Source organism: Mesorhizobium sp. M1403 (assembly GCF_040317695.1).
Classification (GTDB): domain Bacteria; phylum Pseudomonadota; class Alphaproteobacteria; order Rhizobiales; family Rhizobiaceae; genus Mesorhizobium.
The window spans coordinates 101891-127098 of sequence record NZ_JAMYKY010000001.1; the positions used below are offsets into that span (position 1 = coordinate 101891).

General features: G+C 65.2%; 24 protein-coding genes and 1 riboswitch. Of the genes, 10 read left to right on the forward strand and 14 right to left on the reverse strand.

Annotated features, from left to right (window positions below):
- Position 1 precedes the first annotated feature (1 nt).
- From cobS to cbiE, 6 genes are read right to left on the reverse strand one after another with little or no spacing between them, the layout of a single operon-like run.
- On the reverse strand, positions 2-775 hold the full coding sequence (gene cobS, locus NKH01_RS00555; protein WP_352483032.1) for an adenosylcobinamide-GDP ribazoletransferase: 774 nt from the start codon (positions 773-775) through the stop codon (positions 2-4).
- Between the two features lie 3 nt (positions 776-778).
- Positions 779-2128 carry a cobyrinic acid a,c-diamide synthase CobB gene (locus NKH01_RS00560; protein WP_353018471.1) on the reverse strand — a complete coding sequence of 450 codons (1350 nt, stop codon included), beginning with the start codon at positions 2126-2128 and terminating at the stop codon, positions 779-781.
- Positions 2125-2931 (reverse strand): uroporphyrinogen-III C-methyltransferase, encoded by an 807-nt coding sequence (gene cobA / locus NKH01_RS00565; protein ID WP_352496380.1) that lies wholly within the window; start codon positions 2929-2931, stop codon positions 2125-2127. The genes NKH01_RS00560 and cobA overlap by 4 nt, the downstream gene beginning before the upstream one ends.
- Positions 2928-3692, reverse strand: coding sequence for a precorrin-4 C(11)-methyltransferase (gene cobM, locus NKH01_RS00570; protein WP_353018473.1), 765 nt, complete (start codon positions 3690-3692; stop codon positions 2928-2930). Before cobM ends, cobA begins: the two co-directional genes overlap by 4 nt.
- Entirely contained in the window at positions 3689-4069 is a 381-nt protein-coding gene (locus NKH01_RS00575; protein ID WP_023720761.1) for a cobalamin biosynthesis protein, read from the reverse strand. Before NKH01_RS00575 ends, cobM begins: the two co-directional genes overlap by 4 nt.
- Complete coding sequence (gene cbiE / locus NKH01_RS00580; RefSeq protein ID WP_352483035.1) at positions 4066-5307, reverse strand: precorrin-6y C5,15-methyltransferase (decarboxylating) subunit CbiE; 1242 nt, start codon at positions 5305-5307, stop codon at positions 4066-4068. The genes NKH01_RS00575 and cbiE overlap by 4 nt, the downstream gene beginning before the upstream one ends.
- 1 nt (position 5308) lies before the next feature.
- On the opposite strand from cbiE, the gene NKH01_RS00585 reads away from it, so the two are divergent.
- Entirely contained in the window at positions 5309-6091 is a 783-nt protein-coding gene (locus tag NKH01_RS00585) for a cobalt-precorrin-6A reductase (protein ID WP_023720759.1), read from the forward strand.
- On the opposite strand, the gene NKH01_RS00590 is transcribed toward NKH01_RS00585, so the two are convergent.
- The 8 genes from NKH01_RS00590 to NKH01_RS00625 all read right to left on the reverse strand — a co-directional run bounded on the left by NKH01_RS00590 (position 6055) and on the right by NKH01_RS00625 (position 16394).
- A complete protein-coding gene (locus NKH01_RS00590; protein WP_023720758.1) occupies positions 6055-6819 on the reverse strand; it encodes a precorrin-3B C(17)-methyltransferase in 765 nt (254 codons plus the stop codon). The genes NKH01_RS00585 and NKH01_RS00590 overlap by 37 nt on opposite strands.
- Positions 6816-7574: a precorrin-2 C(20)-methyltransferase gene (locus NKH01_RS00595; RefSeq protein ID WP_353018475.1), complete on the reverse strand. Its 759-nt coding sequence runs from the start codon at positions 7572-7574 to the stop codon at positions 6816-6818. The genes NKH01_RS00590 and NKH01_RS00595 overlap by 4 nt, the downstream gene beginning before the upstream one ends.
- The gene (locus tag NKH01_RS00600) at positions 7571-8224 is read right to left on the reverse strand and encodes a precorrin-8X methylmutase (RefSeq protein ID WP_353018476.1); all 654 of its coding nucleotides are present in this window, start codon (positions 8222-8224) and stop codon (positions 7571-7573) included. Before NKH01_RS00600 ends, NKH01_RS00595 begins: the two co-directional genes overlap by 4 nt.
- Positions 8221-9690, reverse strand: a complete 1470-nt coding sequence (gene cobG, locus NKH01_RS00605) for a precorrin-3B synthase (RefSeq protein ID WP_353018477.1) — start codon at positions 9688-9690, stop codon at positions 8221-8223. Before cobG ends, NKH01_RS00600 begins: the two co-directional genes overlap by 4 nt.
- Positions 9687-13421 (reverse strand): cobaltochelatase subunit CobN, encoded by a 3735-nt coding sequence (locus NKH01_RS00610; protein WP_353018479.1) that lies wholly within the window; start codon positions 13419-13421, stop codon positions 9687-9689. The genes cobG and NKH01_RS00610 overlap by 4 nt, the downstream gene beginning before the upstream one ends.
- Positions 13422-13439: 18 nt before the next feature.
- A complete protein-coding gene (cobW, locus tag NKH01_RS00615) occupies positions 13440-14492 on the reverse strand; it encodes a cobalamin biosynthesis protein CobW (RefSeq protein ID WP_353018480.1) in 1053 nt (350 codons plus the stop codon).
- Positions 14489-14923 carry a DUF1636 family protein gene (locus tag NKH01_RS00620; protein WP_353018481.1) on the reverse strand — a complete coding sequence of 145 codons (435 nt, stop codon included), beginning with the start codon at positions 14921-14923 and terminating at the stop codon, positions 14489-14491. The genes cobW and NKH01_RS00620 overlap by 4 nt, the downstream gene beginning before the upstream one ends.
- Before the next feature lie 38 nt (positions 14924-14961).
- Positions 14962-15165: riboswitch (cobalamin riboswitch) on the reverse strand.
- A 29-nt stretch (positions 15166-15194) separates the two neighbouring features.
- Positions 15195-16394 (reverse strand): winged helix-turn-helix domain-containing protein, encoded by a 1200-nt coding sequence (locus NKH01_RS00625; protein WP_353018483.1) that lies wholly within the window; start codon positions 16392-16394, stop codon positions 15195-15197.
- A gap of 336 nt (positions 16395-16730) precedes the next feature.
- Between NKH01_RS00625 and NKH01_RS00630 the strand changes: the two genes are divergently transcribed.
- The 9 genes from NKH01_RS00630 (at position 16731) to nuoG (ending at position 25207) form a co-directional block, all read left to right on the forward strand.
- Positions 16731-17096 carry an NADH-quinone oxidoreductase subunit A gene (locus tag NKH01_RS00630; RefSeq protein WP_023720750.1) on the forward strand — a complete coding sequence of 122 codons (366 nt, stop codon included), beginning with the start codon at positions 16731-16733 and terminating at the stop codon, positions 17094-17096.
- Positions 17087-17668, forward strand: a complete 582-nt coding sequence (locus NKH01_RS00635) for a NuoB/complex I 20 kDa subunit family protein (protein ID WP_023720749.1) — start codon at positions 17087-17089, stop codon at positions 17666-17668. Before NKH01_RS00630 ends, NKH01_RS00635 begins: the two co-directional genes overlap by 10 nt.
- 5 nt (positions 17669-17673) lie before the next feature.
- Positions 17674-18276, forward strand: coding sequence for an NADH-quinone oxidoreductase subunit C (locus NKH01_RS00640; RefSeq protein ID WP_023720748.1), 603 nt, complete (start codon positions 17674-17676; stop codon positions 18274-18276).
- The gene (locus NKH01_RS00645) at positions 18277-19467 is read left to right on the forward strand and encodes an NADH-quinone oxidoreductase subunit D (RefSeq protein WP_023720747.1); all 1191 of its coding nucleotides are present in this window, start codon (positions 18277-18279) and stop codon (positions 19465-19467) included.
- Positions 19464-19871, forward strand: a complete 408-nt coding sequence (locus NKH01_RS00650) for a hypothetical protein (protein WP_023720746.1) — start codon at positions 19464-19466, stop codon at positions 19869-19871. The genes NKH01_RS00645 and NKH01_RS00650 overlap by 4 nt, the downstream gene beginning before the upstream one ends.
- 35 nt (positions 19872-19906) lie before the next feature.
- A complete protein-coding gene (gene nuoE / locus NKH01_RS00655; protein ID WP_352998838.1) occupies positions 19907-20962 on the forward strand; it encodes an NADH-quinone oxidoreductase subunit NuoE in 1056 nt (351 codons plus the stop codon).
- Positions 20963-20972: 10 nt separating this feature from the next.
- The gene (nuoF, locus tag NKH01_RS00660) at positions 20973-22277 is read left to right on the forward strand and encodes an NADH-quinone oxidoreductase subunit NuoF (protein WP_352483047.1); all 1305 of its coding nucleotides are present in this window, start codon (positions 20973-20975) and stop codon (positions 22275-22277) included.
- A gap of 78 nt (positions 22278-22355) precedes the next feature.
- Positions 22356-23051 (forward strand): helix-hairpin-helix domain-containing protein, encoded by a 696-nt coding sequence (locus tag NKH01_RS00665; protein WP_352483048.1) that lies wholly within the window; start codon positions 22356-22358, stop codon positions 23049-23051.
- Between the two features lie 74 nt (positions 23052-23125).
- On the forward strand, positions 23126-25207 hold the full coding sequence (nuoG, locus tag NKH01_RS00670) for an NADH-quinone oxidoreductase subunit NuoG (protein WP_023676624.1): 2082 nt from the start codon (positions 23126-23128) through the stop codon (positions 25205-25207).
- Position 25208 lies beyond the last annotated feature (1 nt).

A 25208-nucleotide genomic window follows, 5' to 3' on the forward strand; every position in this document is an offset into this window, starting at 1 on the left:
GTCAGGAAAGGGAAACGGAAGCGACGATCAGGATTGCGATCTCGCCGAGCTGCTGGAGGGCACCGACAGTGTCGCCGGTCTGGCCGCCGATCTGGCTGATGCACAGCGCGCGGAAGGCGGCAAACAAAAGCGCAAGCAGGATGAGCGCGAAGATAGCAGCGCCGAACCCAAGCGCCAGCAGCGCGACCGCACCGAGTACGGCACCGATGCCAGCGGTCTCAGTCGTAACCAAGCCTGCTTCGGCCGAGAGGCCGTCGCTGCGAGCCGGCGGCAAAAGGTGCATGAAGGCGCCGAGCAGGCCGCGCGAGGCGGCATGCGCGGCAATGAGAGCCCAGAAGACAGGGGCCGGGCCGGCGAATCCAGAGAGCACGCTCCAGCGGATCAGCAGCGAGATGCTGAGTGCGCAGGCGCCGTAGGCACCGATGCGGCTGTCGCGCATGATCTCCAGTTTCCTGTCGCGCGTCTTGCCGCCGCCAAAGCCGTCGGCGACATCCGAAAGCCCGTCTTCATGCAGGCAGCCGGTGGCGAGCAGGATCGCGGCAAGGGTCAACGCTGCAGCAGGGCTCTCGGCTAGGCCTAGCCTCGTGCCGACGGCGTAGACCAGGGCACCGGCCAGAGCGACGGCGAGACCGGCAACGGGTGCAGCCCAGATCGCAGCGGCAAGGCTGCGGCCACGGAAGTCGGCTCTCGGCAGCGGCAGCCGGGTAAAGAAGACGAGGCAAAGCGCGATGTCGTCGAGCAGCTGCCGTTGCGAGGGGATCTGGAGTTTGAGCATGATCTATTCCGAAAACCGGCTACCACTTTTCGGGATCATGCTCTCGCCCCTCGCAATGGCGTGGAAGAAGGTGCCGCTGATATTGCCGCGCTGGTAGCCCGACGCACCAAGCGGATTGCCTTGTCCGTCGGCAAGGTCGGCCAACGGTTCGTCATTGCCGGTCGCAACCATCTGCGCGTAGTGGAATTCGTGGCCGCGGATCAGCGTGCCGTGGCTGCCGAGCGGACACCCAGACCGCAGCCGCGCCTCGCGGTAGCCGAGGTTCATCTTGCGCTTGGCGAAGCTGGTCGAATGGCCTAGCAGGCCGAGCATCCGATGCGTCTCGCCCGATGCGTCCTCGAGCGTCTCGCCGAGCACCATGAAGCCACCGCACTCGCCATGCACCGACCGCGTGGCGGCGAAACGCGCCATGCAGGACCTGAAATTCGCCGCGGCCGCGAGGCGGCCGGCATGAAGCTCGGGATAGCCGCCGGGCAGCCAACAGACATCGCAATTGTCGCCAGGCGCTTCATCGGCGAGCGGCGAGAACGGGACGATCTCGGCGCCGGCCTTGCGCCAATGCGCGGCAACGTGCGGATAGAGGAAGGTGAAGGCGGCGTCCTCGGCGAGTGCAATGCGCTGGCCGGGGGGCGGCAGCGCGTCGCCGAAATTGCCCGGCGCGGGCGTGAATGGCGCCGCCAGCGCCATGATGGCGTCGAGGTCGAGCGAGCGCTCGACCATGTCGGCCAGCCGGTCGAGGTGCGCCATCAGATTCTCATATTCGCCGGCCTGGACGAGGCCGAGATGGCGCTCGGGCAGGTTGAGCGAGGGATCGCGCAAGATAGCGCCGACGACAGGCAGCCCGAGTGCCTCGATGGCATCGCCGCATAGCCGGCGGTGGCGCTCGCTGCCGAGCCGGTTGAGCACGACCCCCGCCATGCGCACATCCGGATCGTAGGTGGCAAAACCCTTGGCGACGGCCGCTGCCGTGGTCGACTGGCCGGAAACGTCGAGCACCAGCAGCACCGGCAGGCCGTAGAGCCGGGCAAGGTCGGCAGCCGAGCCGGACCGTCCTGGAGCAGCCGGAATCCCGTCGAACAGGCCCATGGCGCTTTCGAGAAAGATAAATTCGGCATCCTCGTTCGCTTCACCAGCCAGCGCGTTGAGCAGGGCAGGCGGCATTGCCCAACTGTCGAGATTGACGCCGGACAGGCCGGTGGCTGCGGCGTGGAAGCCGGGATCGATATAGTCCGGGCCGGATTTGGCGCCGCGCACCTTCAGGCCGCGCCGGGCGAGCGCGCGCAGAATGCCGATGGTGACGCTGGTCTTGCCCGAGCCCGAGCGCGGCGCGCCGATGATGATGGCGCGGGTCATGACTCACCCGCCAATGCCGCGCGCATCGCGACGATGCCGCCAACGACGATCAGCGCCGGCGAGGTCAGACCGGCGGCCGCTGCCTCTTCCGCAATGGTGGCGAGCGTGGCGACGACGATCCGTTCCTGCGGTGTGGTCGCAGCGACAATTACTGCGGCGGGCGTCGAAGGCGCCAGCCCGCCCTCAAGCAGCGAGGCGGCGATCAGCGGCAGATTGGCCATGCCCATATAGATGACCACCGGCTGGCCGGTACGGGCGATGGCCGCCCAGTCGAGATCGTCATCGGTGCCGGCGGCGTGACCGGTCGCCAGGATCAGCGCCTTGTTGATGCCGCGCATGGTGCCGGGAATGCCGGTGGCGGCCAGCGCGCTGAGGCCGGACGTCAGGCCAGGCAGGATGTGGAACGGGATGGTTTCCCCGGCCAGCGCCAGCGCCTCTTCGCCGCCACGCCCGAAAATATAGGGATCGCCGCCCTTCAGCCTGACGACGCGCCGGCCCTCGCGCGCCAGCCGGACCAGCAGAGCGGTGATGTCGTCCTGCTTCATCGATGGTTTGCCACCGCGCTTGCCGGCATAGAACAGTTCCGCGCCCTCGGCGACGGCGACGACTTCGGGCGAGACCAGCGCGTCATAAACCAGCGCGTCGCACTGTCCGAGGGCGGCCAGCACTTCCAGCGTCAGGCAGCCGGGATCGCCAGGGCCGGCGCCGGCCAGCCAGACATGTCCGGGCTCCAGCTGGCGCGGCTTGAAGTTCAGCCGGGTGAGCGCCTGCTCGACAGTAGTGTTTCTATTGCTGCCGCTCACGATCCGTCTCGTCCGCGAAAACGCCGCTGGTAGTGGGCGTCGTAAAGTGAACTTTCACTAAAATCTTCCGCCGCCAGCGAGCGGCCGACGAAGATGATCGCCGTGCGTTCCATAGGATCCGCGCCTAGCTGCGCCTCAATGGTCGCCAGCGTGCCGGTCAACACCCGCTCGTCCGGCCAGGAGGCGCGGAAGACGACCGCGACTGGGCAGTCGGCGCCGTAGTAGGGCGTCAGCTCGGCGACGACGCGGTCGACAGCGTGGATGGCGAGGTGGATGGCGAGCGTGGCGCCGGTGCGGCCGAAGCCGGCCAGTGTTTCTCCGGGCGGCATTTTCGAGGCGCGGCCGGAGATGCGGGTCAGCACCAGGCTTTGCGCGACTTCCGGAATGGTCAGCTCGCGGCGCAGCGCGGCGGCCGCGGCGGCAAAAGACGGCACGCCCGGCGTCAGCGTGTAAGGGATGCCGTGCTTTCCCAGCCGGCGGATCTGCTCGGCAACGGCGCTCCACACGGAAAGGTCGCCTGAATGGAGGCGGGTGACATCATGGCCGGCCGCGTGGGCTGCCAGATATTCGGCCTCGATCTCGTCGAGTGACATCGGCGCGGTGTCGATCAACATCGTTCCGGGCGCGCAGTGCTGCAACAGCTCCGGCGCGACGATCGATCCGGCATAGAGGCAGACGGGACAACTGCCGAGCAGACGGCTCCCGCGCAAGGTGATCAGATCGGCGGCACCCGGGCCGGCGCCGATGAAATGGACGGTCATACCGCATCTCCGCTGATGGCGATGGCGCAGGTGACAGCACCGAGCACGGTGCGTGGTCCGAGCAGTTTTGCGCCTTTGCCGGCGGCGGCAAGCGCGGAGGCTTCGGAAACCGACGGCGTGCCGGCGTGCTCCTGTGATAGGTTGGAGTGGCTGGTTGTAGATGCAGCTTTGAGTTCGTCCTGCTCGACAACGATTACCGGAAGGCGGAGTTCGCGTCCGGCGGCGAAGATTGCCGCTTCATCCTGCTTGAGAGACGCGGTCGCGAGCGCCGAAAGCGCGGGCAGGGCAAGCCCGTGCGCCTCCAGCGCGGTTTCTACCGCAGCAAGCACGTCGCGTGCGCTGACGCCTTTGCGGCTGCCGATGCCCGCGACCATCATGGCTTCACCCAGCTCCATTGGGTGACCGGCATAGCCGGCCGCCAAGCCTGCATCGAACCGACCGGCGAAGCACGGGATATGGCGATGCGGGTGAGCTCGCCGCCGAGCGCAGCGTGACGGGAAAGCAGCAGTGCCTCCATCTCCAGCGTCACCGCGTTGGCGACGAGGCGGCCGCCGGCGGGTAAGGCATCGATGGCTCTTTCCAGCACGCCGGCATCGCTGCCGCCGCCGCCGATGAAGATCGCCGCCGGCGTTTCCAGTCCGGCAAGAGCTTGCGGTGCCGAACCTTCAACGACGGCGAGACCGGGAACGCCGCAGGCCGCGGCGTTGTGTCGGATGCGCGCGGCGCGGGCCGGATCGGCTTCGACGGCGATGGCGCGCATGGAGGGATGCGCGAGCATCCATTCGACGCCGATGGAGCCGGAGCCGGCGCCAATGTCCCACAGCAGTTCGCCGCGCCTTGGCGCGAGAGCGGACAGGGTGACGGCGCGCACTTCGCGCTTGGTGATCTGGCCGTCGTGCTCGAACAAATGATCGGCAAGGCCCGATGTCAGCGGCAGGACGCGTGCTTGCGGGGTCGAATCAACTTCGATTGCGAGCACGTTGAGTGGGTTGATCTTTTCGAGGTCGAAAGCGCCGGCGTTCGCCGAGCGCAGCCTTTCGTTCTGCCCACCCAGCGCCTCCAGAACCGTCAACCGCGAGGCGCCGAAGCCGAGTTCGGTCATGAGACGGGCAATCGCTTCCGGTGCATCGCTATCCGAGGTCAGCGCCAGAATGCGGGTGCAAGGATGCAGCAACGGCCGGATCAGGTCGAGCGGGCGGCCATGCAGCGAAATGGTCTCGACGTCCTGTAGCGCCCAGCCCAAGCGTGAGGCGGCCAGCGAGAAGGCCGAGGGCGCGGGGATCACCCGCATATCCTCCGCCGCGACCTTGCGGGCGAGGGTGACGCCGACACCGTGGTAGAAGGGATCGCCGGAGGCCAGCACGCAGACGCGTCTGCCGGAGAGCGCCAGCACGTCGCGCATTTCGGCATCGAAAGGCGTCGGCCAGGCGCGCGCTTCACCTTTGGCGAGCGATGCGACGAGGGCCAGGTGGCGCTTGCCGCCGAAAACGAATTCGGCACCCGCGATCAACTGCTTGGCCTCGTCGCCGAGACCCGCTACACCGTCCTCGCCGATGCCGATGATCGTGAGCCATTTTGGAGTGAGCACGGCGGCGCGCGGACCTTCAGCAGGCATGATGACCCACCGCATTCTGATCCTCGGCGGAACCACCGAAGCCCGGCAGGTGGCCGGAATACTCTCGGTGCGCTCCGATCTCGCGATTACGCTGTCGCTGGCCGGCCGCACTGAAAACCCGGCCGCGCAAGGCGTGCCGGTGCGGGTTGGCGGCTTTGGTGGCGTCGACGGGCTGGCGTTGTATCTCCACGAGACGGACGTCGACCTGCTGATCGACGCCACGCATCCCTATGCGGCGCAGATCTCCGCCAATGCGGCGGAAGCAGCGCGCCGATCCGGCGTGCCGATCGTTGCGCTCAAGCGCCCAGGCTGGGAGCCTGCCGAAGGTGACCAGTGGACGCTGGTCGACGGTGTTACCAGCTCGGTGACGGCGCTGGGATCGGCGCAGCGCCGCGTGTTCCTGGCGCTCGGACGGCAGGAGATCACTGCCTTCGAGGCTGCACCCCAGCACCACTATCTCATCCGTAGCGTCGATCCGGTCGAACCAAGACTTACTGTGCCCGACGCGACCTATCTCTTGGCGCGCGGGCCGTTCCAGGAGCCGGACGAACACTCGCTGCTTCAAGAGCACCGCATCGATGTCGTCGTTTCCAAAAACAGCGGCGGCGAAGCGACCTACGGCAAGATCGCCGCAGCGCGGGCGCTCGGCATCGAGGTGGTCATGATCCGCAGGCCGGCGTTGCCGGACGTCACGTCGGCTGAGACTGTCGAATCTCTTGCCGCGATGGTCGATCATTTTCTGGTCGGTCATGTTCTTGGGCCCGCTGCCGACCGCGGCGTGTAGACCAGCGCTGGTTTTTCACCGCGCTTGATGATCCGGGTTTCCGGTGAACCGATGATGATGCAGGTGGCCATGTCGGCATTTTGCGCATCGGCTTCCGCCAGCAAGAAAACTTCGATGCGCTCGTCGGGACGGCCGGCGGCGCGACCGAAGATCACCGGCGTGGTGCCCGGCAGGATCGCGGCAAGGCATTCGAAGGCGCGGCCGAGTTGCCAGGGGCGCGCCTTGCTGATCGGATTGTAGAGCGCGATGACGAAGCCGGCGCCCGCCGCGGCCAGCAGGCGCAGCTCGATCAAATCCCACGGCTTCAGATTGTCTGACAGCGAGATGGCGCAGAAATCATGGCCGAGCGGCGCGCCGATGCGGGCGGCGACGGCGAGCATGGCGGTGATGCCAGGCACGATGGCGATGTCGACCGCGCGCCACTCGACCGGCCCCGCCTCGATCGCCTCGCAGACGGCCGCCGCCATGGCGAAGACGCCGGGATCGCCGCCCGATACGACCGCGACATTGTGGCCTTCCGCAGCCTTCAGCAGCGCGTCCCTGGAGCGCGCTAGCTCCTCGCGATTGTCGGAAGCGACGCGAATCTGGTCGGGACGCAGATCAAGCCGGTCAAGATAAGGCTTGTAGCCGTAGAAGAATTTCGCCTCGGCGACGGCCCGGTTCGCTTCCGGCGTCACCTGGTCGGCGTTGCCAGGCCCCAGGCCGATGACGGTCAGGCGGCCGCTCATGCTTCGGCTCCCAATGCGCTTGGCCGCCCCGACCAGCCGGCGACCAGCACGATGGCGAAATAAGGCGCCTGGTCGTCCTTTTTGTCGGCAAGCCGCATCGAGACGCCGCCCGGCATGGTGCCGCGCTCGACATAGATGGCCCGCGGCAGCTTGTCGGTCGCCTCCAGCGCACGCCTGATCTTGGGCAAGTTGCGGCCGACCTTCATGATTACGGCGGCATCGGTGTCGGCGAGGCGGCGCGTCAGCTCGAATTCGCTCATCGTGCCCGGCAACACAGTCAGCACGTCGTCGCCCTGGACGATCGGTAGGCCGGTCGCCGACCAGCAGCCGGACATGGCGGTGACGCCGGGAATGACTTCGGTCGGAAAGCGATGCGCCAGCCTGACATGCAGATGCATGTAGGAGCCGTAGAAAAGCGGGTCGCCTTCCGAGAGCACCGCAACCATCCTGCCGGCGCTGAGGTGCTCGGCAACCTTTTCGGCCGACTGCTCGTAGAAATCCGTGATCTGCGAGCGGTAGTCGCCATGATCCTTGGCGATCTCGGTGGTCACCGGATAGAGCAGCGGCAACTCTATCAAATCAGGGCGAAAATGGGTTCCGACGATGGCACGCGCGTTGCTGTTGTTGCCGCGCTTGGCGAAATGCGCAACGACATCGGCCTCAGCCAGCGCGCGCACTGCCTTCAGCGTCAAGAGTTCTGGGTCGCCAGGACCGGTGCCAACGCCGACCAGCCGACCTCTTGCGATCGCATTCATAGGCCCAGCCTCGCCAGTGCGTTAAGTGCGGCGGCGGTCATGGCGCTGCCGCCCAGCCGGCCGCGCACGATGGCGTAAGGCACGCCATAGGAATTTTCGGCCAGCGCATCCTTCGATTCGGCGGCACCGACAAACCCGACCGGCATGCCGATGATCGCCGCCGGCTTCGGCGCACCATCGCGCAGCTTTTCCAGCAGATAAAACAGGGCGGTCGGCGCATTGCCGATGGCGACGACCGAACCGGCCATGCGCTCGCCCCACAGATCGATCGCCGCGGCCGAGCGGGTGTTGCCGATTTTTCTCGCGATGTCGGCGGTCCACGGATCGCGCAGCGTGCAGATCACTTCGTTGCCGGCCGGCAGCCGGGCGCGCGTGACGCCATGCGAGACCATCTGTGCGTCGCAGAAGATCGGCGCGCCGGCGCTCAGCGCTGTGCGCGCAGCGGCGACGAAATCGCGTGAGAAAACGAAATGCCGCGCAGCCTCGACCTGGCCGCATGCATGGATCATGCGGATAGCGACGTCGGCCTCGGCTTCGGAAAAGCGCGACAGGTCGGCCTCGGCGCGGATGATGGCGAAGGAGCGCTCATAGATCGCCGTGCCATCATGAATATAGTCGTAGGTGATGGGGTTCTGGGCGGGCATGCTCATTCCTGTCGGTAAGCTTTGACGACGCCGGCCGTGCCAAGCCTTGCAAGGCAGGCCGCGGCAGTCTGGCCTCGGAGTCGTTTTCTGCGGATTGCCGCTGCAATGCCGCCGATGCCGCGCGAGGCGTCATCGCCCGGCCTGTATCCGGCAGGAAGCATCTTAGCCGTCCCGTCCACGACAAGTCCGGCTCCGTTTTCGCTACCGACCAATGTCAGCGCCGCCGGACCGGGATGGGCGCAGCCCTTGGCGCAGCCGGAGATGTGCAGCGTCAAGGAAGAATCGAAGATGTCGCGGTTTTCCACGGCGATGGTCTCGGCGATTTCGCGCGTCGCGATGCGGCCGGAGGCACAGGCGGGAGCACCCGGGCAAGCGGCGATCCTGGTGCGCGGGTCGGCGGCGTCGGTGACGAAGCCGAGGGTTGCGGCGGCTTGGTGGAGCGGCGGGCAGGCCGCTGGCGCGAGGTCGAGGAAAACCAGCGCGCGGCCCGGCGCCAGGCGGATTTCGGTGGCGCCAAGGGCCAGCGCGCTCTGCGCGAGAGCGATGATCTGGTTCGCCGGCATGCTGCCGAAGGGTAGGCCGATGCCGAGGGCGGTTCCGGCTGCAGCCAAGTCGAAAACTCCGATGGGCCGGCGATCCTTCGCGCCCCCCTCTGTCCTGCCGGACATCTCCCCCACTTGGGGGGAGATCGGCAGCTTCGCCGGTGGCTCACTCTTAGCATGCTTATCGATTGGCGAAAGCTGAGATGAGGGCGCAATCTCCCCCCAAGTGGGGGAGATGTCCGGCAGGACAGAGGGGGGCGCCAAGGATCGCCAATTTGCCAGAGATCTCAGCTGTCTTTCTGTCAAATCCCGCGCATGGGCATCGCGCCCCTTTTCGGCAACCATCCTTAGGATCGCAACGGCGATGTCGCAGGCCGCATCTTCCTCGGCCATGACGAGTAGCGTCGCAGTCTGACCGCCGCCGGCGATAGCCACCTGCCATTGCGTCCCCGCATCGGTCCGCACCGCAGCCAGCCTGGCATCGGCCGTCACTGCATCCAAGGTCAGCTGTCCGCCACCGTCGACAATCACCGAGACCTTCGGGCCAAGACGCTGCGTGACGCCGGCGTCCTCGATTGCCGCCCGAATCCGCTCCGCTAGCGGGCGCGGATCGGCGATTTCCTGCGGGTCGAGCCCGGCCAGCGGACCAGTCTCGACCGGCACGCCGGTGCGAACGGCAATACCCAGCGCATCGACCTCCATCGCCAGCAGCCGGGCGCTTTCGGGCGTCAGGCCGCGTATCTGCAAGCTGCCGCGGGCGGTCACTTCCATAATGCCGTTGCCGTGGCGCAGGGCGGATTCGCAGAGTCCGATCAACGACTTCGGCAACAGTCCTCCAGCGACCGGATTGAGCCGCACCAGCAGCCCGTCGCCGGTTTGCATCGGTGCCGACAAAGCAGGGCAGGCGCCGCGTCGGGAGAAAGCGTTCATGCCGCCACCCCAAGCGCCTGGGCTTCGGCAATCAGTGCGGCGAGATCGTCATCGATCGAATTGCGCAGCGGATGCCACAGACCGCGCCGTCGTGCCGACATGAAACGTTCGGCCATGACCTTCGCCGCCGACGGGTTCTCGCGCAGGATGAAGGCGCGGACAACGGGGTCGCCGAGATAGGCGTCGTGCACGGCCTCGATCAGCGCGCCAGATATGGCATGAGTGGTCTCGGCAAAGCCGACAAGCCGGTCGACCGTCTCGACGAATTCCGAGGCGCCGCGCGGCCCGTGGCGCATCTGGCCGGCAATGAAGCGCGGATTGACGGCGCGTGCCCGTACGACGCGGGATACGGCGTCACCAACCGAGCGTGGCTTGGGCTTTTGCGGATCCGTGGTGTCGAGCACGATCACGTCAGCGTTTTTGCCGAGCGCAGCAAGCGCTGCCGAAAAGCCGCCGATAAAGGCGACGTCGGCCGAGCCTTCGAGGATGTCGCGGCCGGGATCGTCGCCGGTATGAACCAGAAGGTCGGCCTCAGCGATGCGGCCCTCAAAAGCGCCGGGCGCCGAAATGCCTTCGCCCTCGGCGCCGCCATAGGCATGCGAGGTGGCGGCGAGATAGGCGCGGCCGATCTCTTCGCGCGCGGCCCAGTCGCCGCTTGATAGCAAGTCCTCGATGCCGGCGCCGTAAGTGCCGGGCGAGGTGCCGAATATGCGCGGGCTGATCTTGCCGTCTGCACGGGTTCTCGCCGCCAGCGGGTTTTCCGAATCGTCCTCGTCGCGGGTCGCGACGGCGTTGGCGGCGGCATCGATCAGCGCGATCTGGGTTGGGAACATGTCGCGGAACAGGCCGGATATGCGCCAGGTGACGTCGACGCGCGGGCGGCCGAGCGTTGCCGGCGGCAGCACCTCGATGCCGGTGATGCGGCCGGTGGCGGAATCCCATTGCGGCCGGCAGCCCATCAGCGCCAGGCCTTGCGCGATCTCCTCACCGCCGGTGCGCAGCGAGGCCGAGCCCCAGAGGTCGATGACCAGCGAGCGCGGCCAGTCGCCATGCGATTGCATGTAGCTGCGGACGACTTCTTCCGCTGCCACCTTGCCCAGATCATAGGCGGTCGGCGTCGGCATGGTGCGTGGGTCGGCGGTAAACAAATTGCGGCCGGTGGGCAGCACATCGCGCCGGCCACGCGCCGGTGCACCGGCCGGACCGGCGGCGACATGGCGGCCGTCGAGGGCCGCGATGAGTGCTACTTTCTCGGCTGCCGCACTCTGCTCGCGCAAAGGGTCGGTTTCGCCCTCAGGCGAGCGACCGTAGATATGCAGGCCGTCCTTGATGGCGAAATCCTTGAGATCGCAGAGCCAGGCGTCGATGCGGCGCAAGGCTTCGTCGGCTGCGTCGGTCCTGGCGACGCCGGCCTCTGAGGCGAGGCCGGTCTTTTCCGCAGTCTCGACGATCAGCTTCGCCAGGCGGTCGCGGCGGCGGCGGTCGAGCCCGTCGGCCTGGGCATATTCGTCGACCAGTCGCTCGAGTTTATGCTGCTCTTCGTCCAGCCCGGCGCCGGTCAGCGGCGGCGGCAGATGGCCAAGCGTGACGGCGGCAATGCGTCGCTTGGCTTGTGCTGCCTCGCCGGGGTTGGAGACGATGAAAGGATAAATGACGGGCAGGGGGCCGGTGACGATTTCGGGAAAGCAGTTTTCGCTGAGCGCCACGGTCTTGCCGGGCAGCCACTCCAGCGTGCCGTGGGCGCCGACATGGACAATTGCATGGATGCCGAGCGACTTACGCAGCCACAAGCCAAAGGCGATCAGTGCATGGCGCGGCGGCAATGTCGGGTCGTGATAATCGGCACGGCGGTTGACTGAGCGCCCGCGATCAGGGGCGAGGGCTACGGTGATATTGCCGAAGGTGGCGGCGCGGAAGGGGAATTTTGCGGTGGTGGGCGCTTGGACACCCCCCTCTGCCCTGCCGGACATCTCCCCTTCAAGGGGGGAGATTGGCAGTTCGGCTGCCGGCTCTCCCTTAACGCCCTTGGTAGTTGGCGAAAGCAGAGACAACAGCGCAATCTCCCCCCTTGAAGGGGAGATGTCCGGCAGCACAGAGGGGGGTGCCTCGCGCGAACCTGTCTCATCATCCGTATTCCCCCATGCGGCCTCCACCGCAGCGATGGCCGCCGGCGGCAATTCCTTCGAGAAGGTCAGATAATCCTGCAAAGCCAGTCCCTGGTCGGCTGGCTCCAGCACCTCCAGCAACTGACGCGGCGTTTGCGGAATCCCTTCAACGGCGTAGCCCTGTTCGCTCAGGTCGTGCAGCATCGCCAGCACGCTGGACGGCACGTCGAGACCGACGGCATAGCCGGTGCGGCCGGGCGCGCTCGGATAGTCGGGGATCAGGATGGCGAGCTTGCGCTCCGCACGCGGCGTCCGCTGCAGACGCACGAAGGCCTCGATACGGTTCGCGACCTGCGCCACGCGGTCAGGCTCTGGCCGGTTGGCGAAGGCGCGGAAGGCCAATGCCGGATCGATCTCGCTTTCGCTCTTGAAGGAAATGGCGCCGGCCAGGATGCGGCCGTCGAGCTCGGGCAGGACGACATGCATGGCAAGGTCGGCGGGCGCCAGGCCGCGCTGGTTGTTCTGCCAGATGTCGCGGCGGGTGGTCGCGACGACGACCTGGAACACCGGCACTCCGGCGCGGTCGAACAGCGTCTCGACGCCGGGTTCGGCGCCCGAGGCGAAAGCTGTGGCGGTGATGATGGCGGCAGGGTTCAGCGCGGCAAACGCGGTTTCGACAAAGGCGAGCGATGCCGCGTCCTTGAGGCTGGAGACGAAGATGGGGACCGGCGCTATGCCACGCTGCCCGAGCGCCTCGACAAGCGCATCGATGGGCGCGACATCGGCGGCGAGCAGCATCGAGCGGTAGAACAGGATGGGGATGATGGGGGCGGGTTCGGCGGACGGTAGGTTTAGGCTGCGTTCCGTCGCGCCCCCCTCTGTCCTGCCGGACATCTCCCCCACAAGGGGGGAGATCGCCTGGTCATCGTCGCCTTCGTCAATGTTCGATGTTGCAGAAGTCGCGAGACGGTCAGTGACAGCCGATCTCCCCCCTTGTGGGGGAGATGTCCGGCAGGACAGAGGGGGGCGCGAAGGAATGCCGACGCTTGATAAGTCCATTCTTTCTATAACGCCGCGTCCCGGCTCGTAAAATCCCGCCTTTGGCACGCTGACAGGTTCAGCGACCGCCGCACCCGATCCGGCGAGACTTGCCAACCTCTGCACCAGCGCCGTCATATTCGCCGGGCCACCTTCGCGGAAATAGTCGAGCAGACCATCAAGTTCCTGGCGCGGCAGCGTCGAGCCTTCGATCAGCCGCAAATCCTCGTCGTGGCTCTCGCCCGGTAGGAGCGCCAGCTTAATACCGCGATTTCGCGCGACAACGGCAAGCTGGTCGCAGCCGTAGCGCCACCAGTCGTAACCGCCGAGGATGCGGACCAGGACGACCTTGGCGTGGCGGGCGACGCTGTCGATCCAGAGGTCGACGGACATCGGGTGGCGCAGGTCGCGCAAGGCGGCGAGCCGCATCGACGGCAGGCGGTCCGCATCTGCCTTCCACGCCGCCGCCAGCCCGGCGAGGTCGCTGTCGGTGAAGGACAGCGCCACGACATCCGCAGGCGTTTGCCTGAGATCGACAGGCTCGGCGAGATCGTCGAGCGAGGCGGATGTGGTGGTGAGGATGTGCATCGCGGCTCGTACCTGGGATCAGCCGGCGAGGATACGCTCGATCGCCGGGCGGTTCAGCCCTTTCAGGCCGATGACGACGAGGCGCGAGCGGCGATCGTCTTCAGCGGTCCAGGCGCGGTCGTAATAGTGGTTGACGCGCGGACCGACGGCCTGCAGCAAGAGCCGCATCGGCTTGCCGCCGACGTCGACGAAACCCTTGACGCGCAATACGTTTTCTTCCTCCGCCGCCGTGGCGACGCGTTGTGCCAGCTCGTCCGGGTTGGACACCGACGCAATGTCGATGACGAACGAGTCAAAGTCGTCATGTTCGTGGTCGAGCTCGTCGTCGTGATGGGTCTTGCGGTTCTCGATGTCGTCCTCGACGGCGAGACCAAGGCCGAGCAGCACCGACGGATCGACCTTGCCTTGCGAGGTCGGCACGATCTTCACCGCCCGCGCAACATGCTTGCCGATGACGGCATTGGCGCGCGCCGCGCCGGCTGCGTCCAGCAGGTCGCTCTTCGACAGGATGATCAGGTCGGCACAAGCGAGCTGGTCTTCGAACACCTCCTCGACAGGATCGTCATGGTCGAGCGTCTCGTCCTGCGCGCGCTGCGCCTGCAGGGCGTCCATGTCGTTGGCAACGCGGCCATCAGCCAGCGCCGGCCCGTCGACGACGGCGATGACGCCATCGACCGTGACGCGGCTTTTCACCGACGGCCACTGGAAGGCCTGGACCAGCGGCTTGGGCAGGGCCAGCCCGGACGTCTCGATCAGGATGTAGTCGACCTTCGGCGTCAGCGACAGGATCTGGTCGAGCGCGGGGACAAAGTCGTCGGCGACAGTGCAGCAGATGCAGCCATTGGCCAGCTCGACGATGTTTTCCTCGGGGCAAGTGTCGATGCCGCAGCCCTTCAGGATCTCGCCGTCGATGCCGATATCGCCGAACTCGTTGACGATGATGGCCAGGCGCTTGCCTTTGGCGTTTTCGAGCAAATGGCGGATCAGCGTCGTCTTGCCGGCGCCGAGAAAGCCGGTGACGACGGTGCAGGGGACGCGCGAAACGTTGGCGGCCGAATCTGGGGAAGTCATATCAAGTCCTTCAAAAGGTCGAGGGGAGGGATGCGGGCAACCAAGCCGCGCTTCAGGCAATCGGGACGGCCGCGCCACGGAATGAGGCCGTCCGTCGAAGTAGCGAACAGCTTTGCCCCCGTCACCAGATCGGTGCCGCTGGTCGTGGTCAGGTCGCCGAAGACATAGCTCCAGCAGCCGTCGCGCAGCATCGCGGCGCTGAGCCGGCGCTTGCAATTGCCGAGGCATTCGACGGTGCGGATTTTAATGTTTTCGCTGGAAGCGGCGCGGCGCGTGTCCTCGGCGAGCAGTTCGCCGGCGCGGGGATGAGCGTCCGAACCGGTCTCGTCACGGCAGGACGAGCAGACGATGACGGTGACGCCGGCCGGGGAATCACCATGGCCGGACAATAAATCCGCTGTCTCAGCCGGAAAACTGCTGTCGCGTTCCAAATCAGGCTCCTTGCCCGGAAAACCCGCCAGGCGATCGGATTCTTATGTCCTAGACGGCAGGTCTCCTGGCTCGCGGGTCATCGCCTGGGTGCCGCCTTCCCGGGAATATCCCAGTGGTTTTCGGCCTTGGCTCGTCGCTTACAGTTGCGGGGACAGCCGCGGATTTGAAATCGAGATTTCGCACCGCATTCCCTCTTGGCCCTTGCCGTTGCGGGCAGGGGACCGTCTGGAACGGATTTAGGCTTGTGAAGGCAGTCGTGTCAACGCACGTCTATGACGCGGCGATATCTGCGAGCGGCTGGCCGAGGTCGCCGGCAGCCGTCACCTCGATGCGCTCGAGCCCGAGCCAACCCTGCATCTGCTTCAATTCCTCGAAAAGGGCGGCGGCAGTTTGCGGCGGGGCGCCGGGCTCCGAATAGGCGGCATGGACGCGCAATACGCCGGCCGGGCGGTCGGCCCTGAGGTCGACGCGCCCGACGATGCTGTCGCCGAGCAGGAACGGCAGCACATAATAGCCATACTGGCGCTTTTCGGCCGGCGTGTAGATCTCGATGCGGTAGTGGAAGTCGAACAACCGCTCGGTGCGCGACCGCTCGAAGACGACGGGATCGAACGGCGCAAGCAAGGCGCGCGCCTCGATCCTGCGCGGCAAACGGGCGTCCTTGTGGAGATAGGCTGTTTTGCTCCAGCCTTCGACGCTCACCGGCAACAGGTCGCCAGCCTCGACCAGTTCCTCGATGCGGCCCTTGATGTCGGCGGGCGAGAGGCGGAAATAGTCGCGCAGATCGCCCGCCGTGGCGACGCCATGGGCGCGGGCGGAGATGCGCAGCAGTTCGCGGTGGGCGTCCGCGGGGGACGGAACTGGCAAAGCGAGTACCGTTGGCGGCAGCACGCGCTCCGGCAGATCGTAGAACCGCTCGAAACCACGCCGGTGCGCCGTGGTGATGCGGCCCGCCCAGAACAGCCATTCGAAGGCATGCTTGGCATGGCTCCAGCCCCACCAGCCGCCCGAGCCCTTCTGGCCTTCGAAAGCCGACGCCGCGATCGGGCCTCGTTCAGCGACCTCGCGATAGATGTCCTCAATGTAGGCGGCGTGCTCGCGGCCCCATTTTGCCAGTCCGCTGTACATTTCCTCGCCGCGCTCGGCCCGCTGCATGCGCCAGCGCATCAGCGGATAGGTCTCGACGGGCAGGAACGAGGCTTCATGCGCCCAATATTCGAAGACCATGCGCTTGTGTGTCACCGCGGCGTCGTCGAGCAGCGCCAGCTTGTAGGGGCCAAGCCGCGAATAGAGCGGCATATAATGGGCGCGAACCACGGCGCTGACGGAATCGATCTGCAGCAGGCCGGTACGGGCAAGCACCCGGGCCAGATGCCGGCGGTCAGGCGTGCCGCTGGGGCGCGGGTCATTGAATCCCTGTGCCGCAAGCGCAATGCGACGGGCCAGGGCAAGCGAGATTTTTTCCTTCATGAAGGCGGTATCCGGACGATGTTAGACAGAGAAAATGACCTGCGATTCCGCCCCATGCTAGCAAGGTTTTGGCGGCATCTATGTCAGGAGAGAAAAGTGGAGTGAAAAGTGAAGGAAATCAAACAGGAGCGGATCGGACCAGTTTTCCCGGATATGCCGTCCAGCACCGCGATTTGAACAAGGTTTGACTTGCTTCGCCGAAAGCGCTGCGCTAACCCTCGCCGCGTTGCAGCATAGAGCCCCCTTAAAACGGTTCAGTGGTTAATCTGTCACGCTTCCGCAAGTGGGTCCGGTGCTGTAATCAGAGTGGATTGGCCGCCAACGGAAAACTGCAGCATGAACGCACTTTTAGGTTCGTACCTGCCCATCGTCCTGTTCATCGGCGTGGCGCTGGTCGTCGGCCTGGCGCTGCTCGCCGCACCGTTCCTGGTGGCTTACCGCAACCCCGATCCGGAAAAGCTTTCCGCCTATGAGTGCGGCTTCAACTCGTTCGACGACGCTCGCATGAAGTTCGACATCCGCTTCTACCTGGTGTCGATCCTGTTCATCATCTTCGATCTGGAAGTGGCCTTCCTGTTTCCGTGGGCAGTGTCGTTCAGTCAGATCGGCATGCTCGGTTTCTGGTCGATGATGGTGTTTTTGGCGGTGCTGACCATCGGCTTTGCCTATGAATGGAAAAAAGGAGCGCTGGAATGGGATTGAACGACAGTTCCGGCACGCTCGTCGCGCCGAAGCCCAAGGGTCTCATCGACCCCAACACCGGCCGGCCGGTGGGGGAAGATGACCCATTCTTCCTGGAGATCAACAACGAGCTCGCCGACAAGGGCTTTCTCGTCACCTCGACCGAGGCGCTGATCACCTGGGCGCGCAGCGGCTCGCTGATGTTCATGACGTTTGGCCTCGCCTGCTGCGCCGTCGAGATGATCCATACGTCGATGCCACGCTACGACTCGGAGAGGTTCGGTGTCGCGCCGCGCGCGTCTCCTCGCCAGTCCGACATCATGATCGTTGCCGGCACGCTGACCAACAAGATGGCGCCGGCGCTGCGCAAGGTCTACGACCAGATGCCGGAGCCGCGCTACGTCATCTCGATGGGCTCCTGTGCCAATGGCGGCGGCTATTATCATTATTCCTATTCGGTGGTGCGCGGCTGCGACCGCATCGTGCCGGTCGACATCTACGTGCCCGGCTGCCCACCGAGCGCTGAAGCGCTGCTCTACGGCATCCTTCTGCTGCAGAAGAAGATCCGCCGCACCGGCACGATCGAACGGTGAGCGGCATGACCCAGGCGTTGAATGACCTCTCGACCTATCTTGGCGAGAAGCTGACCGGCCGGATCGGCGAAGCGGTGCTCGCCTATGGCGAACTCACTATCTCGGTCGAGCCGCGCGACCTGATCGAGGTGGTGACCTTCCTGCGCGACGACCCGAAATGCCAGTTCATTTCGATCATCGACGTTTGCGGCGCAGATTATCCGTCGCGGGCAAAGCGCTTCGACGTGGTCTATCACCTGCTGTCGCCGAGGCAGAATATCCGCATCCGCATCAAGGTCCAGGCCGACGAAGAGACGCTGGTGCCGTCGATCACCGGCATATATCCCGGCGCGGACTGGTTCGAGCGCGAGACCTACGACCTCTATGGCGTGCTGTTTTCGGGCCATCCCGATCTGCGCCGGATCCTGACCGACTACGGCTTCGAGGGCCATCCGCTGCGCAAGGACTTTCCGCTGACCGGCTTCGTCGAGGTGCGCTACGACGACGAAGCCAAGCGCGTCATCTACGAGCCGGTCGAGCTCAAGCAGGAATTCCGCAATTTCGATTTTCTGTCTCCGTGGGAAGGTACGGATTACGTGCTTCCGGGAGATGAGAAGGCAAAGCAGTAAATGGCTGAAACCTCCGTTCGCAACTTCAATATCAATTTCGGCCCGCAACACCCTGCTGCGCATGGCGTTTTGCGCCTTGTGCTGGAGCTTGACGGAGAAGTCGTCGATCGCGTCGATCCGCATATCGGGCTTTTGCATCGCGGCACGGAAAAGCTGATCGAGCACAAGACTTATCTGCAGGCCGTGCCCTATCTCGACCGGCTCGACTATTGCGCGCCGATGAACCAGGAGCATGCCTTTGCGCTCGCCGCCGAGCGGCTGCTCGGTATCGAGGTGCCGAAGCGCGGGCAGCTTATTCGAGTTCTCTACTCCGAGATCGGCCGCATTATGTCGCACATCCTCAATGTGACGACGCAGGCGATGGATGTCGGCGCGCTGACGCCGCCGCTCTGGGGTTTTGTCGAGCGCGAAAAGCTGATGGTGTTCTATGAGCGCGCCTCGGGCTCGCGCATGCACGCGGCCTATTTCCGGCCGGGCGGCGTCCACCAGGACCTGCCGCAGAAGCTGATCGAGGACATCGGCAAGTGGATCGACCCGTTCCTGAAGTCGGTCGACGACCTCGACGCGCTTTTGACCGGCAACCGCATCTTCAAGCAGCGCAATGTCGACATCGCTACCGTCTCCCTGGCCGACGCTTGGGCCTGGGGCTTTTCCGGCGTCATGGTGCGCGGCTCGGGTGCGCCGTGGGATCTGCGCAAATCGCAGCCCTACGAATGCTATGCCGAGCTGGACTTCGACATTCCGATCGGCAAGAACGGCGACTGCTTCGACCGTTATCTGGTGCGTATGGAAGAGATGCGGCAGTCGGCGAAAATCATGCGCCAGTGCGTCGACCTGTTGCTCGGTAAGGAGGGCAGCGGGCCGGTGTCTAACCTCGACGGCAAGGTGGTGCCGCCGAAGCGCGCGGCGATGAAGCGCTCGATGGAAGCGCTGATCCATCACTTCAAGCTCTACACCGAAGGCTACCGCGTTCCGGCCGGCGAGGTCTATGCCGCGGTCGAGGCGCCGAAGGGCGAGTTCGGTGTCTATCTCGTCTCCGACGGCACCAACAAGCCCTACCGCTGCAAGCTGCGCGCCCCCGGCTTTGCGCATCTGCAAGCGATGGACTTTTTGTGCCGCGGCCACATGTTGGCCGACGTCACCGCCGTTCTCGGCTCCCTCGACATCGTGTTTGGTGAGGTCGATCGGTGAATCGCATTCTGAGCCTCACGTTAATCGTCATTGCTGTCGCAATGCACCCTGCATATGCAATCGAGTGCGGAGCGTCTATCGATGCTTCCGATCTTGTGAAGCAGCACTTCAAGCTGAGCTACGTCACGCTTGGCATGCAAGAAAGTGCGACAGCAGAATCCGCCGATGTCGATGCTTTCTATTTCAAGAGAGATACATGCGAGTGTAGCGTCGCAGCGCCGGATGGCGCGAGTTTCTCTAAGGCGGAGGTATCGGCAGCCGCTTCCGGCAAAACAGGGTTCGCGCGGCTTGTTGCTCGCTTGGCTGGTAAATCCGGCGTTTGCCCGCCTGTCATGACAAATTCGCCGACTTTCCAATGTTTCGACGGTACGGCGAAACTTTGTAAGGAGGCCGCAGCAAGATGACGAACCTATACGTCTTTGGTGAGGTCGATCGCTAAATGTCAGTCCGCCGTCTCGCAGAAGCCAGCCTCCAGCCAGCCTCCTTCGCCTTCAACCGGGCGAATGCGGCAGCGGCGAAGCAGTGGATCAAGAAATATCCGAAGGGGCGCGAGCAATCCGCGATCATCCCCTTGCTGATGCTGGCGCAGGAGCAGGAAGGCTGGGTGACCAAGGCGGCGATCGAGACGATCTCCGACATGCTCGGCATGCCCTATATTCGCGGGCTAGAAGTCGCCACCTTCTATACGCAATACCAGCTCAATCCGGTCGGCACCCGCGCGCATGTCCAGGTCTGCGGCACCACGCCCTGCATGCTGCGCGGCTCGGAATCGCTGATGGATGTGTGCCGCTCGAAGATCCATCACGACCAGTTCCACACCAACGACAAGGGCACGCTGTCGTGGGAGGAGGTCGAATGCCTCGGCGCCTGCGTCAACGCACCGATGGTTATGGTCTTCAAGGACACATACGAGGATTTGACGCCGGAGCGGCTTGCCGAGATCATCGACCTCTATGACGCCGGCAAGGGTGCTTCGGTGACGCCAGGACCGCAAAACGGCCGCGTCACCTCAGAGCCGGCCAGTGGCCTGACGACCCTCAAGAGTGAAAAGGCGATCCTCAAGGTAACCCGCGACCGGGAAACCAAGGCGGCGACCAAGGCGGGGCCGGCGGCTGCCGCCGCAGCACCAGTTCCGTCTGCGGCTTCGACCGCGCCTGCACCGGCGCCGGTTGCGCCCTCGAATGCCAGCAAGCCGAAGACCGACGCGGTCGAGACCAGCCCGGCGCTGAAATCGCCGTCGGTGACAAAAGTCGCGCCCGCGGCGGAAAAGGCGGCGAGCGTTGCAGCGCCGCTGCATTCGGCCGCCAATGCCAACAAGGCCGAGCCGCAGGTCGAGGACGTCTCGAAACAGCGCAAAGGCCCCAAGAACAAGGCCGAGCCGGCGTCTGCTTTCAAAGCGCCGGAGGCCAAGGTTAAACCGGCGAAGACTGCCGCCAAGGCGGCCACGCCGTCGCCCGGAAACAAAAGCCGGCCGACCGGCAAGAAGCCGGTCTGAGGAACGAGCAATGCTTCAGGACAGAGACCGCATCTTCAACAATATCTACGGCCGCTTCGACAAGTCGCTGGCCGGCGCCATGGCGCGCGGTGCCTGGGACAACACGCCCGGCATCATCGCCAAGGGGCGCGAGTGGATCGTCAACGAGATGAAGGCCAGCGGCCTGCGCGGACGTGGCGGCGCGGGCTTCCCGACCGGGCTGAAATGGTCGTTCATGCCCAAGCAAAGCGACGGCCGGCCGAGCTATCTCGTCGTCAATGCCGACGAGTCCGAGCCCGGCACCTGCAAGGACCGCGACATACTGCGCCACGACCCGCACACGCTGGTCGAAGGCTGCCTGCTTGCGGGCTTCGCCATGGGCGCGGTCGCCGCCTACATCTATGTGCGCGGCGAGTTCATCCGCGAGCGCGAGGCGCTGCAACGCGCCATCGACGAGGCCTATGCGGCCAAGCTGATCGGCAAGAACAACACCTCCGGCTATGATTTCGACATCTACATGCATCATGGCGCCGGCGCCTATATCTGTGGCGAGGAAACGGCGCTGCTCGAAAGCCTCGAGGGCAAGAAGGGCCAGCCACGGCTTAAGCCGCCATTTCCGGCCAATGTCGGCCTCTATGGCTGCCCGACGACGGTCAACAATGTCGAGTCCATCGCTGTCGCGCCGACCATCCTGCGCCGCGGTGCCGCCTGGTTCTCGTCCTTCGGCCGGCCCAACAATGTCGGCACCAAGCTGTTCTGCATCTCCGGCCACGTCAACAATCCGTGCACCGTCGAAGAGGCGATGTCGATCCCGTTCCGCGAGCTGATCGAGACGCATTGCGGTGGCATTCGTGGCGGCTGGGATAATCTGCTGGCGGTCATTCCGGGCGGAGCGTCGGTGCCGCTGGTGCCGGCCGAGCAGATCATCGACGCGCCGATGGATTTCGACGCGCTGCGCGACCTGAAATCGGGCCTCGGCACGGCAGCTGTCATCGTCATGGACAAATCGACCGATATCGTGAAAGCGATCGCGCGGCTTTCCTATTTCTACAAGCACGAAAGCTGCGGCCAGTGCACGCCCTGCCGTGAGGGCACCGGCTGGATGTGGCGGGTGATGGAACGGCTGGTGCGCGGCGAGGCGCAGAAGCGCGAGATCGACATGCTGCTCGATGTGACCAAGCAGGTCGAGGGCCACACGATCTGTGCGCTTGGCGACGCGGCGGCATGGCCGATCCAGGGCCTGATGCGGCATTTCCGCGGCGAGGTGGAGCGGCGCATCGACGAGTTTTCGCGCAACGCACACCGCGCCGAACCGGTGCTGGCGGCGGCAGAATAGAAGAATTCAAAAATGCGGGCGAATGTCCGAGACGAGGAAACGAGCGCGGGGCAGACGGAAACGACCAGGAGACCACCTATGTCGCTGTTTTCGACACCCGACGATTTTACGCCCGATATGGACCCGTTGTTGAAGATGAACCAGGATCTGACCAGGATGATGCCGAAGGAGATGGCCAATGCCGTCAATCTCCTGGCGCATCCTGTCGCGAGTGCGGCGGCGATGGCGGCACTCGGCATCGGTCTTGCCAACCACGCCTTTGGCATCTGGATGGGCGTGCTTTCGGGCGCGGCCGAAACTTCGCAGCGGCTTTGGCAGCCGGTCGCCGAGGATTTCGAGGCCAGGACGGAACGCTTTTCCGCGACCGGCAAAAGCTCCTCGACAAAGGCGCGCGCAGCGACCAAAACCCTGATTGCCGAGGCGCAGTCCTTCGCCAATGACGTGACCGACATTGCGACGAGCACCGCGGCGCGGAGCTTGGCGAATGCGAGCACCGTTGCAGCGGATGCCTCGGCCGGGCTGATGCCGGAAGATTTCAAGCAGCCCAAAGCGATGGACCGGCCAGCTGAGCCGGCCGACCTCAAGGCGATATCGGGCATCGGGCCGAAACTGGAAAAGGTGCTGAACGGCCTTGGCATCTGGACATACGCCCAGATCGCCGCGTGGACGCCGCAAGAGATCGCCTGGGTCGAAGATTACCTGTCGTTGAAGGGCCGCATCGGCCGTGACGGCTGGATCGGTCAGGCGGCCGCGTTGGCCGGGGTCAAAAAGTGAATTCAATATCGTGCGCGGTCTCGGCTGCGTCCGGAAGGAAAGATTGCGGAACGTCCGCAGGGGTTTGAGGCGAAATGGCAAAGCTCAAGGTCGACGGGAAAGAGATCACTGTACCCGACCATTACACGCTGCTGCAGGCGGCCGAGGACGCCGGCGCGGAAGTTCCGCGCTTTTGCTTCCACGAGCGGCTGTCGATCGCCGGCAATTGCCGCATGTGCCTGATCGAGGTCAAGGGCGGGCCGCCCAAGCCGCAGGCGTCCTGCGCCATGGGCGTGCGCGACCTGCGCCCCGGTCCGAATGGCGAGCCGCCGGAAATCTTCACCAACACGCCGATGGTCAAGAAGGCGCGCGAAGGCGTGATGGAATTCCTGCTGATCAACCATCCGCTGGATTGCCCGATCTGCGATCAGGGCGGCGAGTGCGACCTGCAGGACCAAGCGATGGCGTTCGGCGTCGATTCCTCGCGCTACCACGAGAACAAGCGGGCGGTCGAAGACAAGTATATCGGGCCGCTGGTCAAGACGATCATGAACCGCTGCATCCATTGCACGCGCTGCGTCCGCTTCACCACCGAGATTGCCGGCATATCGGAACTCGGTCTGATCGGCCGCGGCGAGGATGCCGAGATCACCACCTATCTCGAAAGCGCGATGACTTCGGAACTGCAGGGCAATGTCATCGACCTTTGCCCGGTCGGTGCGCTGACTTCCAAACCCTACGCCTTCCAGGCACGGCCGTGGGAACTGACCAAGACCGAATCCATCGACGTCATGGACGCCGTCGGCTCGGCGATCCGCGTCGATAGCCGAGGCCGCGAAGTGATGCGCATCCTGCCGCGTACCAACGAGGCGGTGAACGAGGAATGGATTTCCGACAAGACCCGCTTCATTTGGGACGGCTTGCGCACGCAGCGCCTCGACCGGCCCTATGTGCGCAAGGACGGCAGACTGGCCCCCGCAAGCTGGGCCGAGGCTTTTGCCGCGATCAAGGAAGCGGTGTCGAATGCCGCACCCGAAAAGATCGGTGCCATTGCCGGCGATCTTGCCGCCGTCGAGGAGATCTACGCGCTGAAGCTTCTGATGGCTTCGCTTGGCTCGAAGAACACCGACTGCCGCCAGGACGGTGCCGCACTCGATCCGTCGCTCGGCCGGGCGAGCTATGTCTTCAACCCGACCATCGAAGGCATCGAACAGGCCGATGCGGTGCTGATCATCGGCGCCAATCCGCGCTTCGAGGCGTCCTTGCTCAACGCCCGCATCCGCAAGCGCTGGCGGGCCGGCAATCTGCCGGTCGGCGTCATCGGCGATGTCGGCGATACGCGCTATGATTACGAGCAGCTCGGCGCCGGGCCGGAATCGCTGAAGGATCTTGCCGATGGCAACGGCAAATTCTTTCAACTGCTGAAGAAGGCGACGCATCCGCTGATCATCGTCGGCCAGGGTGCGCTGGCGCGTCCGGACGGCGCGGCCGTGCTCGGCCAGGCGGCGAAGCTCGCCGTCGCCGTCAACGCCGCAAGGGCCGACTGGAACGGCTTTGCCGTACTGCACACCGCGGCGGCGCGGGTCGGCGGCCTCGATGTCGGCTTTGTGCCGGGCGAGGGCGGCAGGAACGTCGCCGGCATGCTGGGCGAGACCGATGTGCTGTTCCTGCTCGGCGCCGACGAAATCGACATGGCCAAGACCGGCGGCGCTTTCGTCGTCTATATCGGCACGCATGGCGACAAGGGCGCGCATCGCGCCAACGTCATCCTGCCGGGTGCCGCCTATACCGAGAAGTCGGGCACCTTCGTCAACACCGAAGGCCGCGTGCAGCAGACCAACCGGGCCGGCTTCGCGCCCGGCGAGGCGCGCGAGGACTGGGCGATCCTTCGGGCACTGTCGGATGTGCTCGGCAAGAAGCTGCCGTTCGATTCGCTGCCGCAATTGCGCGCTAAGCTCTATGCGGAATACCCGCATCTTGCCCGCATCGACCATGTCGCGGCCGGCGACCCGGCCGACATCGCCAGGGTGGCCAAGCTCGGCGGGCGGCTGAACAAGGGCACCTTCACCTCGCCGGTCAAGGATTTCTACCTGACCAACCCGATCGCGCGGGCTTCCGCGGTGATGGCCGAGTGCTCGGCTTTGGCGAAGAACGGCTTCAGGCAGGCGGCGGAGTAGA